Origin of the sequence: Salibacterium aidingense DSM 18341 (genome assembly GCF_000429685.1) — a bacterium.
GTDB classification, from domain to species: domain Bacteria; phylum Bacillota; class Bacilli; order Bacillales; family Marinococcaceae; genus Salibacterium; species Salibacterium aidingense.
Genome location: NZ_AUCI01000002.1, coordinates 129,922 through 143,982, shown reverse-complemented (window position 1 = coordinate 143,982; position 14,061 = coordinate 129,922). Strand labels below are relative to the sequence as shown.

The window sequence follows — 14,061 nt, the reverse complement described above, 5'->3', positions numbered from 1 at the left end:
GTCACACGGAAATATGTTGGGATTATTTATATGTTTTTCTTGAAAGCCTTTGCAAATGGAGTGTTAAATAAACCCCTTCGCTTTCCGGCACAGGTAGTTTTAATGCCTGCTGCATCATTTTTATTAACTTCCAGGATAAATTGTAGCACAACGGATATTCTTTTTTCAACACATTTTTTAACGATTCAGGTTCATCTCCGTAATCCCCGTTCTGGATACGTTCCAATGTCTGGTGAAGATGGCGGAGCAGGCGCTGATGGTCAAGATCCTTTGTATCCATTGAAATATCAAGCGTTTCTTCGATTCGTTTTACAAGTTCAGACACAAGCATCGTATGTTCATTTACTTCCTGAATCGATCTTTGCGTCAATGCCGTATGAATATGAAGAGCTACAAAGCCGACTTCCCCTTCCGGCATGGCAATGCCTGTACACTTTTCCACATGGAATAAAAGATCACGCGCCGCCTGAAACTCAGCAGGATATGCAAGTTCTGTTTCCTGCAGGAACGGGTTTCGAATTTCCATTCCCTGTTTGATTCGATGAACGGCGTAATATAAATGATCGGTTAATGCTACGTGAATATGTTCATGGAGCTGAACCTGAAATCGATTTTCGAGCATGGCCATGCATTCATTCATACAACCGATAAAAGACTCGTCCACCTCAATAAGCAATTGTTTGTACTGCTCCTGTTCCTGTTGATTTTTCAGGACAAAAAATTTTTCCGCCCCTTCCTCCTGCACGGGAGCTCCTTCCTTTTTCCCAAAACCAATCCCTTTACCTGTTAATACAACCTCTTCATATTCTGGATGACGGGCGATGATGACGTTGTTATTCAGTACTTTTTTCACTTCCATAGACCAACCCCATCTCTAATCTATTCAGTCCATCATCTTACCTTCGTTTTTTCTTCTCGTCAAACAAAAACCGGCTTGACTCATGACAAGCCGGTGTGCTGCTCCAATTTCCTACAACCCTACTTTATTATAGCCGCCATCCACGTGTATAAGCTCGCCTGTGATGCCGCGGGCCAGGTCACTCATTAAAAAGAGCGCAGTGTCGCCGATTTCCTCCTGGGTTACCGGACGGCGAAGCGGCGCTTTTTCTTCCATTTCTTTCAATACATCATTAAATCCGCCGATCCCCTTTGCCGATAACGTCCGGATTGGCCCCGCTGAAATAGCGTTGACTCGGATATTGTCCTGTCCCAGATCGTTGGCGAGATAACGGACACTGGCGTCCAGAGATGCTTTCGCCACGCCCATGACATTATAGTTTTTCACAATTTTTTCCCCGCCGAGATACGTCATGGTTACAATCGAGCCGCCCTCTTTCATAAGGTCCAGCTCACGGATTACTTTTGCTACGGCTGTCAGCGAATAGGAGCTGATGTTGTGGGCCAACATAAAACCATCCCGTGTCGTATTTAAATAATCGCCGTCCAGCTCTTCTTTATTCGCAAACGCAATGCAGTGTGCCAGACCATCAATATGGCCTGTTTTATCCTTTATCTGCTGAAACGTTTTTTCAATTTCAGCATCATCTGTAATATCACAAGGGAGAACAATAGATTCTTCCTGGTCCAGTGAATCAGCAAGCTGACGGACATTTTTTTCCATTCTTTCCCCGGCGTATGTAAAAATCAGTTTTGCTCCGGCATTGGATAAGCTCTGCGCGATTCCCCAGGCTATACTGCGTTTGTTGGCAACGCCCATTATGACATACGTTTTTCCTTCTAATGAAAGGTTCATAAATGATCGCTCCTTTGTTTATTGGTTGTTCTTAACAGCTGATGTTAAACTTATTATAGCATTGTTAACAGGGCGAAGAAAGGAGTGGAAAAGATGCACGCTTACGACTTCATCGGTGACATTCATGGTTGTTATGATGAACTTATCTCCTTATTTCACGATGCTGGTTACCAGCAAAAACAGAATATATACCGTCATCCTGATCATCGAATCCCCGTTTTTATTGGAGACCTTATGGACCGCGGTCCAGACTCGCTTGCTGTTATCGAGCTTGTGACAGAAATGACAGAAAAAGAAGCAGCCTTATATATACCGGGAAATCATTGTGACAAATTGTACCGGTATTTTATAGGAAGAAATATCACAATAAGCGGCGGGCTGGAAACAACGCTGAAAGAACTGGAGCAGCTTTCCTCTTCGGCATACCGCTCCTTACGCCGCCGTTTTATGAAATTATACGAACATTCTCCTTTATACCTGCGGCTTGATAACGATAACGTTGTAGCAGCCCATGCCGGGATACCCGAGAATCTCATAGGACACGAAGGAAAAAAAGTACGGACGTTTGTCTTGTACGGGGATATTACTGGTGAAAAGGACGAAGACGGGATGCCGGTCAGAAGGGATTGGGCATGGAACTATACCGGCCGCAGACTGATTGTATATGGTCATACCCCCGTCTCTGCGCCCCGGCTGATCAATAATACAGTAAATATCGATACAGGCTGTGTATTCGGGGGTTATTTAACAGCTCTTCATTACCCGGAAATGACGTTTACAAAAATCTCCTCCTCCATGCCCTATACGGCAGAAAAATTCCGCCGTTTCCAACAATAAGTTTACGGCATGATTTGCCGCATGTCCTGCGGAAGATCTGCTTCCACTGTCTTCCATTCTTCGGTCACCGGATGACAAAAACGAAGCTGGTGGGCATGAAGCGCCTGCCGGGGAATAGCAGAGCTGGATTCTCCATATAAGTCATCCCCCGCCAGGGGGTGTCCGATATAAGCACTATGTACCCGAATCTGATGAGTTCTGCCGCTGTAAAGGGTGTAATGGACCACAGAAGTATTACTTAATCTGCTGCTGACGTAGAAACCCGTTTTGGCCCGCTTCCCCTGAGCCGTAACATGCTGTTTAACAATACTGTCCGGTCTGCGTTCGATCGGTGCATCAATAAGGCCTTCAGAAGGAAACCATCTCCCGTCCGCTACACCAACATACTTTTTCAGGCCGGCGTACCTATCGAATAAGGCGGCCAGACGCTGATGGGCAAAACGATGTTTGGCAATTGTTACGATGCCGCTGGTCTGCCTGTCCAATCTGGATACAGCATGAAAAGAAGCCCGTATATTTTTCTTTTCGTAATAGGAACGGACTGCTCCGGCAAGCGTCTCTATCTCCCGTCCCCTCCCAGGCAGAGTCGGGAGGAACGGATCCTTATTGATTATTAACAGATGATCGTCTTCAAAAAGGATATCAAGGGGGAGGTCCACTGCCTCAATCGCCGGTGGAAAAGATGTTTTTGGCAGATATATCTGGAGGATGTCTCCGTCCTCCACCATATCCTGGCCGGAACTGTTCACACCGTTTCTTGTGACACAGCCGTCTTTATTTACTGTCTTCCAAGTACCTGCTGACATCCCCTTGCACTGCCTTAAAACGGTTTTCACTTTTTTTCCATGTTCGTTTGCAGAAATCGTCCATTTCAGCTTATGGAACTTTTCCATCCGTTACTCCCCTTCTCCGATAAACGACTCCTTTACCCGTTTCCAGAATGGAAATGGGCGAAAACGGGCAAACCTGACATTTTCTTCTGCAACCCGGCATTGAATAGATTTAATGGATTGGTCGACCATGGAAGTATGATCGACCGTAATCTGCATTTCCACATCATTTAACGGTTTCAATAGACAGGTATGATGCTGCGGCAATATTAAAGGAGAACCTACCGTTCGGTATACCCTATTATTGATTGATGCCATTTCTGTTAACTGCATCGAAGGGAGGGAGGGATGAATAATGGCACCGGATAATGCTTTATTGTAGGCAGTACTCCCTGACGGGGTGGAGATACACAGCCCATCGCCCCGAAAGGTTTCAAAGGGTTCCCCCTTAATATCTACATTACACACAAGAGACCCTTCCAATGTTTTCACCGTACATTCGTTTAATGCCAGATAACGGTCCGATTCTTTGGAGTCAAAGTGACGGACCACTACTTCCAGAAGGGGATACTCTACCACCTGAAAAGGGGTTTTGGCGATATGGATAACGAGCTTCTCAACTTCCTCCGGCTGCCAATCCGCATAAAACCCAAGATGGCCCGTATGAATACCGACAAAACAGGTGTGATCAAGCCATTCGTAATAACTGTGAAAGGCTTCCAGCAGAGTGCCGTCTCCCCCCACACTAATTACTACTTCCGGATGTTCATGGTTTTCGGTTAATCCATGTTCTTCCAAACCAGCGGTTATATCTTTTTTTAATGTATCCGACAGGTCATCGCCCCGTGAAGTTACCGTGAAATGCATATTGCTGCCTCCCTTGCTGTCTATTTTATTTTGATGAACTTTCGCGGTTTTTTGTAATAATCTGCTGCGCTTCCCGGACCTCTCCCTTAATCTTGGACATTTCTTCGTCCAGCTGAAAAGCAGCCTCTGCCGCTCGCTGAAGACGCTCTTTAATTTCATCCGGGATTTCACCGCTGTATTTATAATTTAATGAATGTTCAATCGTTGCCCAGAAATTCATTGCCATCGTCCGCACCTGCAGTTCGACCAGAACAAATTTTTCCCCGTCTATTGTATGGACCGGATATTCAATCACCATATGATACGAACGATAGCCGCTATCTTTTTTCCTTTTTATATAATCCCGTTCTTCTATTACTTTAAAATCGGACCGGGAACGTATCAGCTCCACGATAGTATCAATATCATTTACAAACTGGCAGACCAGCCGTACGCCGGCAATATCCTGCATCTCCCGTGCTATTCGGTCCAAAGGAATGTTTTTGCGCTGCGCTTTTTCCAATATGCTTGTAACTGGTTTTACCCGGCCGGTTACAAATTCAATCGGCGTATGTTTGGAGGATAATTGATACTGTTCCCGAAGTCCTTTTAGTTTTACTTTCAATTCTTCTACTGCTTGCACATAGGGAGTTAAAAACGTGTCCCAATTACTAATAACAAGCACCACCTTGTTTCCTGACGTAATTTTTATGTTAACTGAAAGGCTTCCTCTACTGCCTCCACCATGAAAGACCCATAATTCCCGTTACCAGGGACGTTATCAAGAATAAAAGCTAATTCTGCAGGAAAGAGAGGCAGGTCTAGTACATCCGGTCCTTTCACGCATACGCCAAGTTCCTGTTCATAAGCTTCTTTCAAAGCAGGCCAGATGGATTTAGGCATTCTCAGCTGCACGAAAGATTCTGGAGATTCCAGCGTATAGACAAAAGCTAATGCATCCGAATCAGCAAGCATTCTCCCTCCATCTTCCAGCGTGGCCCATTCTTTTTCCGGCCAATCTTCAATAGGTATTAAATACAACGTTTGATATTTTACTTTTGTTTCGGTCACGGTCAATATGTGTTCCATTGCTCCACCTCGTTTCATCCATCTATCCGCATTTTACCACATCTTCACAGCATAAAAAAAAGCGCAATTTCCCCCTCATTACGCCAAAACATGAACAAAATATCCTGGAAGACGTACGACGTTTTCCAAACGATATGATATCATAAAATCATTCGTTACGTCTTTAAGTCAGGAAGAAAGCGAGGAAAAACCATGGCAAAAGAAACGGAGATAGAGGAAAAAAACCTTTTAACCCGGAACGAGTTTGATATACTGGCTGATACGTATCAGATTAAACCGCCTCAATTTTTTTGGCAGGCGAACACCTATTTTGATACACCGGCGTTAGAAATTAAAGAACAAGGAGCAGCACTGCGGGTTCGAACAAAAAACAATAACTATGAACTCACATTAAAACAGCCGGCTTCGGCAGGACTGCTTGAAACGAATCAAACCCTTACTGAAGTGGAAGCAGAACGGCTTATGGAGCAAGCTGAGCTTCCGGAGGGAGAAGTGAAAGAAAGTCTGCATCCGTTCATTGGGGATACAAGTATGCTGCAGAAACTCGGGACGCTGGAAACCCACAGAGCTCAAACTTCCCATGAAACAGGAATTCTTTTTCTGGATCACAGCGTTTATCTTGATACGGAAGACTTCGAGATAGAGATCGAAGGCTCTTCAGAAGAAGAAGTAAGGAAATGGTTAACCAGCATACTAACGGACCATAACATTCCTGTGCGTCCGACCCCAAACAAGATCAAACGTTTTTTTACCAGAAAACAGGAATTGGCACGTTAAGAATAACAAATAAGACCGATTGCCTTTTTCACGGGAGTCTGCTATATTTTTTTAAAACTATATCTCAGGTGAGGTGAAAATAGTGTCAATTGATCCACTAATGCAAACCCTCGGCCGTATGCTCAGCCTCCCCCGGCAGAATACAGGCGCGAATCATTTTTCATCGCTTCTGACTACCTTCCAGACTTACCTGGAACAGGCAGCTAAACCCGAGTCTTCCGAAGAAAGCGGCGCAAAAAATTCTGGAGTCCCCTCTGCAGCTTCGTCTTTATTTTTGGATCCACAGCAGCGTGCCCGTTATTACCAGGCAGAGCAGAACATCAGTCCCGCGAAGGATACTGCATTATCGGCAGCTGAAACAGGAAGTTTCTCCGCTTATATTGAATCCAGTGCTGAGAAATTTGGAGTGGATCCTGCCTTAATCCGCGCTGTCATCCAGCAGGAATCCAATTTTGACCCAAACGCCCAAAGTCACACCGGAGCAATGGGGCTGATGCAGCTGATGCCGGGAACGGCTAACTATTTAAATGTAGAGAACCCCTATGATCCGGCAGAAAATATTGAAGGTGGCACCAAATACTTAAGAAATATGCTCGACAAATACAACGGGGATACCTCCATGGCACTGGCAGCCTATAATGCCGGGCCGGGCAACGTGGATCAGTACGGAGGGATTCCACCGTTTACAGAAACCCAGTCCTATGTCCCTGCTGTCATGAATTCCTATCAGTCCATGACGTAACATGAAAAAAGGCTGCCCTTTGGGATAGCCTTTTTTTTGTCCAGAATCGAAATGTTTGCTGTCATGTAACAGCATTGCTACAATAAAAGATAAGAAAATGACGATTATGTGAGAAAATCTGAAATAAACGAAACTATCCTTTTACAGGGGTTTTGTGCCGCATGATAAAAATACAAAGGTTAAGTTCGCAGCATCGTGCTGCAGCGCCTTTGTGATCTGTGTTCCACAGGGCCGGGCCTGGTACCGGGATCCGTAATAGTTATCCGTTTCCCTTGCAAGCGGCCTTGTTACTCGTTATCTTTAAGCAAGTGCCTTTCTTTAGAAGTTTTTTAGAATGAGGTGAACGCCCATGCCCGAGAAAATCCTTTTTGAAGCAATTGGCGGAAGCGGGGTACTGGAGGAGCTCGTTGAGACATTTTATGGCAAAGTAAAGCAGCATCAAGATTTAATTCCTATTTTTCCAGAGGATTTAACAGAAACAGCCCGGAAACAAAAACAGTTTCTTACCCAGTTTTTAGGGGGCCCCTCGCTTTATACGGAAGAACACGGCCATCCAATGCTTCGGGCAAGACACCTTCCTTTTACTATCACAAAAGAAAGAGCCATAGCCTGGCTTACGTGCATGGAGGAAGCGATGGATGAAGTGGGACTGGAAGGACCAGCACGGGAAGAAATGCTGCAGCGATTAACACTCACCGCGCAACATATGATAAATACACCAGAAGAATAACAGAGAAAGGAGTCCAGACCAGTGAGTAAAAAGGATAAACAGCTCGATTGTAATGAAAAGCTGGGAATCTGCGGTCTTTCTCCTGGGGAAAGTGCTACAATGACACAGCGTGCTTCAAAAAAGCTTGAACTTTACGTATTTATGGATCCGCTTTGTCCTGAATGTTGGGCGTTTGAACCAACTTTAAAAAAATTGATGCTTGAGTACGGCCATTATTTTTCCTTGCGCTTTTTTGTCGCAGCGGATCTCGATACGTGGAATGTTCCAGAAAGCCGCCAGCAAAAAGAGCAGGAACAGTTGGCCGAGTTATATGAGCAAACCGCCAGTAAAACGGGAATGTCCTGTGATGGAGATATTTGGCTTGAAAATCCGGTAAATTCTCCCTATGCCCCCTCGCTTGCTGTTAAGGCTGCTGAAATGCAGGGACGACAGCTGGCTACGGTGTTTTTCAGGCGGCTCAGGGAAATGCTGTTTCTAGATAAAAAAAATATCGCTGATGAACAGGTGCTGATTGAATGTGCCGATTATGTCGGATTGGATGTAGAGGAGTTTAAGAAAGACATTCAATCCCACTGCGCTGTAAAAGCATTGCAGTGCGATATGAAAGCCACGAAAGAAATGGAAGTTGATAAGGCGCCTACCTTCCTTTTTTTCAATGATCGTGTCGAAGATGGCGGCTTAAAAGTATCCGGTCTTTATTCCTACGGAATTTACGTTGATATCATGAAAGAAATGCTCGGAGAAGCTCCTGTTCCTAAAGAAAAAATAGACCTTCAAACGTTTATGGACCGCTATGAATTTGTTGCCACAAAAGAAGTAGCTGTAGTCTTCGACTGGAGTGAGCGCGTCGCAAAAGCAAAACTTAATGAACTGGCGCTTCAGCAGAAAATTGAACAGGTGCCCGTCAAATACGGTACTTTTTGGCGTGTCCTCCGCTAAATCCAAGTCTGGAGGCATGCTGGTCATAACATTCTCTCTTTTTCCATAAAAATAGTACAAACGGAGATGAAGAGGGATGGTTATGAAAAAGGTAATGCTCAGCCTGGGAAGTATACTGGTTAGTTTCATTATGTTTGTCTTGGGTTTAATCGGGATGTTCCCGCTGATTATCGGAGCACTTTTATTGTTTATATCGATATTTTTTTCAGTGTTTTTTTTCAACGAACGGCACAGGTTTAAAGGTGTTCATATAAAATAATAAGGCCAGGAAGGAAAACTTCCCTCAGCGGGCCTTATCCTCCGTGTATTGAAGGATTAAAGGCGTCTGGTTGCAATGCAAGCGGGAACTCTCGGACACTTGGGATAATTAAAAAAACATCTCCTCTTCCGGACGGCAGAGGAGATGTTTTTTTATATCTTTATCCTTCCTCCAATAATTGTTCCATTTCATCGAGCGTTTTTTCAAACAGCCCCATCGCTTCTTCCACGGGTGCGGGGGAAGTCATGTCGACTCCGGCTTTTTTCAAAAGATTAATCGGATAATCTGAACTGCCGGATTGCAGAAACGCCAGATATCTGTCCACAGCCGGTTTCCCTTCTTCTAGAATCTGCCGGGAGAGAGCAGCCGCTGCGCTGTAACCAGTAGCGTACTGATAAACATAGAAGTTCATGTAAAAGTGGGGGATACGGGACCATTCTAAAGAAATTTCATCATCCACTGTCATATCGGCTCCAAAGTATTTTTCATTTAACTGATAATATTCCTTCTCAAGCAGATCCGGCGTCAATGGTTCCCCAGCCGCGGCTTTTTCATGGATAAGCTGCTCAAATTCAGCAAACATCGTCTGACGGAACACAGTACCTCGAAATCCTTCCAGAAAATTATTAAGGAGGTACATGCGCTGCTTTTTATCCTCCGTTGTCTTTAACATATAATCATTAAGCAGGGATTCATTGACTGTCGAAGCTACCTCCGCTACGAAAATGGTGTAATCCGAATAACGAACCTGCTGTTCCCTGCGGCTGAAAAAGCTGTGCATCGAATGGCCAAGCTCATGCGCCAGAGTAAACATGTTATTAACGTTATCCTGCCAATTCATTAAAATGTAAGGTTTTGTTCCGTATGCTCCCGAAGAATAGGCACCACTGCGTTTTCCTTCATTTTCGTATACATCAATCCAGCGGCTCTTAAATCCTTCAGCCACCGTATGGACGTATTCTTCTCCCAGGGGCTCTACCGCTTTCAGGACTTGTTTCTGGGCCTCTTCGTAGCTTATTTTCATGTCCACATCTTTTACCAGAGGCGTATATAAATCATAGTTATGAATTTCATCCAGTTGAAGAACCCGTTTTCTTAAACGAACATAACGGTGCAGTAAATGTAAGTGATTATTCACTGTATCAACAAGCTGATCATATACGATTTCCGGAATATGATTGGAACTTAATGCAGCTTCTCTCGCTGATTGGTAATTTCGCACATTGGCAGTGAACAAGTGCTTTTTCACTTCCCCGCTGAGTGTGCTTGAAAAGGTGTTCTTATACTTTTGGTAGGTATCATACACAGCTTTGAAGGCATCTCTGCGGACTCTCCGGTCATCACTTTCAAAAAAACGGAGGATCCTTCCATGCGTGACCTGCACCTCTTCTCCATTTTCATCTTGTATAGATGGGAATTTTAAATCGGCATTATTCAGCATCCCAAATGTATTACCGGGGGAAGAGGTTACTTCGGATACCTGAGCAAGAAGGGATTCTTCTGACTCACTTAGTACGTGTGGACGTTCCTCGTTTATTTCTTCGAGCGCCTGTTTATAAAAAGACAGCCCTTCATGTTCACTTAGAAACGAGGAAATTGTTCCTTCCGGTATTGATAGTATTTCCGGGGTTACATAAGCCATCGCCTGCCCGAGTTTCGCTGCCATACTAGAAGCACGGTCTTCCAGCCCCTGATAAAAAGAGTTTCCTGTATCCTGATCTGCCCGCATATGGGCGTAAGAAAACAAGCGTCCGAATCTGGCACCGAGTTCATCCTGTGTCTGCAGGCATTGGTACAGGTTTTCAGCTGCGTCTCCCAATGTACCTTTAAAGGATTCCATTTTCGGGATGAATTCCTTTATTTCTTTAAATTCTTTTTCCCACTCTTCATCCGTGGCAAAAATATCTTCGAGATCCCAGGTCCATTCTTTTGGGACTTCCTCTCTTTTAGGTAACTGCTTTGTTTCCTGTGTGCTCATATAGACACCTCCAATATTCTCTTCCAATTTTACCGAACATAGGGAAGAAAAACCAATGTTATAATCTACGAAGTGGTACATATCAGTAAAATATGCGTTGATGCCACTTTTTATCCATGCTATATCCTTCATCTAAAGAGGCCGGCATCTGGATATCTGTTACTCTTTTCCATCCTGTGTCCGTCCGATAAACAATTCCCATTTTTTCAAGCAGATATAAATAGGATCTTATGGCTTTTTCCAGGGGGTCTTTGATTAAAGGGAAGGATTTTGTTGATAAATGTCTTGTTACCACCGGAGAAAAAATATCGCCTGCTGCCTGCGTAGAAAATTGGCGGTAAAGGGGAAAAGAACTTTGCAGCTTCAGGAGGAACAGACTTTGCCATAAATGAGGCTCTGTATTGAGGTAATACATTCCCCCAACCGGCCAGCCTGCCTCCCATGGAAAATAGGGAATATCTGAGCAATGAGCAGCAAATATTTGTCTGGCGTAGCGGCTGTCCTGGCGCGTCTGCCAGTGATTACGCTGGTAACGCCATTTTTTCTTCTGCCGGAGCCATTGTCTTCTCCAGATCTGTTTTCCTTCTTTCGTCAAGGGCAGCTCTGTTAGCTGGGAGACCTTTAAGGACGACAGCGGCAGGGTGTAAAGGTCGGCAAAGGCAACAATAGGAGAAAGCACGGCATTCGGAAATAAAAAGTAAAAACGTCTGTCCCGCGGAGCAAAATAGACCAGGGCTGGTCTTTGGGCAAATGCCGCTTCTCGTAAACCGGACCATTCGAAAGAATGAATAGAATAGGTGGAAGAACCCGCGGGCCGCAGGCGGCTGGAAGAATAAATCCAGAGGGGGGCTATCTGCTGGGAGAGGTAGTCTTGGGACCGCTGCACCACGTCTTCCACGGAAATTGCAGCACATTGATATTCGATCGCATAGGTTCGATTCTGAAAGGTGAATAAAATATCAGCCTGTCGTTGGATAGAGGGGAGAAATACTTCGAGAAATGGGGTCAAACCTTGGGAAGTAAGCCAATGATATAACGCTGCTTTTCCATTCAGATGGTCTTCTGACTCAGGTTCCGATGCGCAGTTGGAAAAGCTGCGGTGAGCAAAGTGCCATCGTCTTCTCGTTCCTTTTTTCAATATCACTTCTTCCCTGCAGACGGGACAATAATACGGCGGAGGTAAAGAAAGAGAACCAATAAGAAAAGGTTCCAGGATGACTCGTTGGCCATTTTTAGTAATTGCAGCAAACATTCCATGAACTCCTTTCCTCGTTCTATTCGCCGCCGTTTTTTATTTTCCTGCCTCTTCAAAAAATAATGGGAGCCATTTGGAACCGGGATATGTTCCTTATTTCCTGGAAACAGGCTTTTTCATTCCCGCCCTTTGCATACACGACTTTCTATAAGTAGTATATTTTAGCTTTCCGCTCTCGCGCCGCCAAAAGGACCATTCCAACCACAAAACTCCCATTTCAGCAGCAACAAATGCCTGGAAAATCCGCAGGGCAGCATGAAGGGATACTAAAAAAAGAGCTGCCCCCTTTTGGGACAGCCCCGGTTTCATGGATCAGGAAAAACTTTCGCGTAATGTCTCCAGCCCGTTTGATGCCACCACTGTCTTGCCATACTCACGGATTCGGAAAATAGATACATCGGATTCTTCCCCGTATTCCAGAACGTGGCTGACCATATCGTCCTGTTCATCTTCCGTATATTGGTTATCAAACACCAGGTAGAGATAGTACGTATCTTCAAAATGATAAATTTCGTTTTGTACATTGGTTGGAATAAATGCTTTACTTAGAGACAACAAGTCCTCGAAATCCTGGAACGAAATAACAATCTCAAGGTAATCAGAATCTCCCTGAGCCTGTCTTGATTTTTGCGAAGAACGGAATTGCTCATCCAGCATATCCACAATGTTATCATCGACCGGCATATCTTCTCCTTTGTTTTGGGAAACAGGAATCTCAAGTTTTACGTTGCCATCTGTAATCTGACCACGGGTCACGACAATCTCCATGCCGTTGTCCAGCGCTTGAACCTGAATCCATAAAGGTCCTTCAATCTCAAAATTCTCCCGGTCATGCGCTTCATTAATCATTTCAAAAAATAACTCTTCCCCGCGTTCCCGGTTGTACCAGATCTCATCCCGGTCAAAGCCCCTGTCTTCTATATCCTTATAGGTGATGTAGAACTTGACCGTAGATTCATTAATTCTCTCAATTTCCACGATTTTCTCCCTCCTTTGAAGGTAAGGTGGCTTCCGCTTCCTTGTTTTCTCTATTTATTTAGATCATACCCTGGGACGGGCACCTGTAATCTTATCCCTCGTATTACTCCTATTGTATACGATAAGATTAAGGTTGTTAAGGACCAATGCTCATCCCGTCGATGCTTTCTGAGGGAGCGGAGCGTATGAAAAGAGAAAACGCGGTCTTTCCTGCTATTAAATGTTTATTTTCAAGGAAAGAACCTAAGTTGTCAATAGTTAAACAACTATTTAACCTTACCGTATTCAAATTAGTTACCAATTATCCTTGTCAGCCAAAGAAAAAAGAATGTCATTCTCTACATTAAGGATAACAAAGGTTTATCTCACATGAAAACAAAAAAACTTCTACTGGAGAAAAAGTAGAAGTTTTTCCATGCCCGCTTTTTTAATTGACCATATCCTGGGCTTCCATTAAATTAAATGTCCGAACCTTTCTAGGCAGGAATCTGCGGATTTCCGCTTCATTATACCCTACCTGCAGACGTTTTTCGTCGAAAATAATGGGGCGGCGAAGCAGGCCGGGATGTTCACTGATCAATTCAAATAAGCGTTGAAGCGGAAGATTTTCCAGTTCGACATTCAGCTCCTGAAAAACCTTTGAACGTTTTGATACAATTTCATCGGTTCCATCTTCGGTTAATCTTACTATTTCTTTTACCTCTTCCACCGTTAACGGAGAAGCAAAAATATTTCGTTCTTCAAATGGGATATTATATTCTTCCAGCCACGCTCTTGCCTTGCGGCAGGAAGTGCAGCTTGGAGATGTGAGCAAGGTAACCATCAGGATTAATCTCTCCCTTCTTCATCCTGCAAAATAAAGTAATGAAGAAATATTATGTGACTTGGTATTCAATAAACACTTTCATCACTTTATAGTCAAATTCATTATACAATAATTATTCTAATTTGAAAAGTGTTTTTAAAAAATAACCAACGGCTCTCAACCCTTCTATGACCGTAGAACGACATATTTTAAGTATGAATTGATTATTTTCATCCCTTCCCT

Annotated in this window: 15 protein-coding genes; 5 read left to right on the top strand and 10 right to left on the bottom strand. The window is 44.0% G+C overall.

From position 1 onward, the window contains the following. Window positions 1-22 precede the first annotated feature (22 nt). The gene (glcT, locus tag G475_RS0102890; protein WP_026699976.1) at window positions 23-859 is read right to left on the bottom strand and encodes a glucose PTS transporter transcription antiterminator GlcT; all 837 of its coding nucleotides are present in this window, start codon (window positions 857-859) and stop codon (window positions 23-25) included. A gap of 111 nt (window positions 860-970) precedes the next feature. Beyond that, complete coding sequence (fabI, locus tag G475_RS0102885; protein WP_026699975.1) at window positions 971-1,753, bottom strand: enoyl-ACP reductase FabI; 783 nt, start codon at window positions 1,751-1,753, stop codon at window positions 971-973. A 93-nt stretch (window positions 1,754-1,846) separates the two neighbouring features. On the opposite strand from fabI, the gene prpE reads away from it, so the two are divergent. Beyond that, window positions 1,847-2,590, top strand: a complete 744-nt coding sequence (prpE, locus tag G475_RS0102880; RefSeq protein WP_026699974.1) for a bis(5'-nucleosyl)-tetraphosphatase PrpE — start codon at window positions 1,847-1,849, stop codon at window positions 2,588-2,590. Window positions 2,591-2,592: 2 nt separating this feature from the next. Here prpE and G475_RS0102875 read toward each other — a convergent pair whose 3' ends face one another. The 4 genes from G475_RS0102875 to G475_RS0102860 are packed head-to-tail and all read right to left on the bottom strand — an operon-like array spanning window position 2,593 to window position 5,355. Further along, the gene (locus G475_RS0102875; protein ID WP_026699973.1) at window positions 2,593-3,483 is read right to left on the bottom strand and encodes an RluA family pseudouridine synthase; all 891 of its coding nucleotides are present in this window, start codon (window positions 3,481-3,483) and stop codon (window positions 2,593-2,595) included. 3 nt (window positions 3,484-3,486) lie between these two features. Then, a complete protein-coding gene (locus G475_RS0102870) occupies window positions 3,487-4,311 on the bottom strand; it encodes an NAD kinase (protein ID WP_324603202.1) in 825 nt (274 codons plus the stop codon). A 1-nt stretch (window position 4,312) separates the two neighbouring features. Then, entirely contained in the window at window positions 4,313-4,942 is a 630-nt protein-coding gene (locus G475_RS0102865) for a GTP pyrophosphokinase (protein WP_026699971.1), read from the bottom strand. 32 nt (window positions 4,943-4,974) lie between these two features. Beyond that, window positions 4,975-5,355 carry a UPF0738 family protein gene (locus tag G475_RS0102860; protein ID WP_026699970.1) on the bottom strand — a complete coding sequence of 127 codons (381 nt, stop codon included), beginning with the start codon at window positions 5,353-5,355 and terminating at the stop codon, window positions 4,975-4,977. Window positions 5,356-5,547: 192 nt separating this feature from the next. Here G475_RS0102860 and G475_RS0102855 point away from each other — a divergent pair, with 192 nt between their 5' ends. The 4 genes from G475_RS0102855 (at window position 5,548) to G475_RS0102840 (ending at window position 8,543) form a co-directional block, all read left to right on the top strand. Then, window positions 5,548-6,132 (top strand): CYTH domain-containing protein, encoded by a 585-nt coding sequence (locus G475_RS0102855; protein ID WP_026699969.1) that lies wholly within the window; start codon window positions 5,548-5,550, stop codon window positions 6,130-6,132. Between the two features lie 82 nt (window positions 6,133-6,214). Beyond that, window positions 6,215-6,874, top strand: coding sequence for a lytic transglycosylase domain-containing protein (locus G475_RS27870; protein ID WP_267880095.1), 660 nt, complete (start codon window positions 6,215-6,217; stop codon window positions 6,872-6,874). 349 nt (window positions 6,875-7,223) lie between these two features. Next, on the top strand, window positions 7,224-7,604 hold the full coding sequence (locus G475_RS0102845) for a globin domain-containing protein (protein ID WP_026699968.1): 381 nt from the start codon (window positions 7,224-7,226) through the stop codon (window positions 7,602-7,604). 21 nt (window positions 7,605-7,625) lie between these two features. Next, the gene (locus tag G475_RS0102840; protein WP_026699967.1) at window positions 7,626-8,543 is read left to right on the top strand and encodes a ClpXP adapter SpxH family protein; all 918 of its coding nucleotides are present in this window, start codon (window positions 7,626-7,628) and stop codon (window positions 8,541-8,543) included. Window positions 8,544-8,962: 419 nt separating this feature from the next. Here the strand turns inward: G475_RS0102840 and pepF are convergent, their stop codons facing one another. From pepF to spxA, 4 genes are all read right to left on the bottom strand, one after another. Beyond that, on the bottom strand, window positions 8,963-10,780 hold the full coding sequence (pepF, locus tag G475_RS0102830) for an oligoendopeptidase F (RefSeq protein WP_026699965.1): 1,818 nt from the start codon (window positions 10,778-10,780) through the stop codon (window positions 8,963-8,965). A gap of 82 nt (window positions 10,781-10,862) precedes the next feature. Further along, complete coding sequence (locus G475_RS0102825) at window positions 10,863-12,032, bottom strand: competence protein CoiA (protein ID WP_026699964.1); 1,170 nt, start codon at window positions 12,030-12,032, stop codon at window positions 10,863-10,865. Between the two features lie 315 nt (window positions 12,033-12,347). Then, window positions 12,348-13,013 (bottom strand): adaptor protein MecA, encoded by a 666-nt coding sequence (mecA, locus tag G475_RS0102815; RefSeq protein WP_026699962.1) that lies wholly within the window; start codon window positions 13,011-13,013, stop codon window positions 12,348-12,350. 427 nt (window positions 13,014-13,440) lie between these two features. Further along, the gene (gene spxA, locus G475_RS0102810) at window positions 13,441-13,836 is read right to left on the bottom strand and encodes a transcriptional regulator SpxA (protein WP_026699961.1); all 396 of its coding nucleotides are present in this window, start codon (window positions 13,834-13,836) and stop codon (window positions 13,441-13,443) included. Window positions 13,837-14,061: the final 225 nt, after the last annotated feature.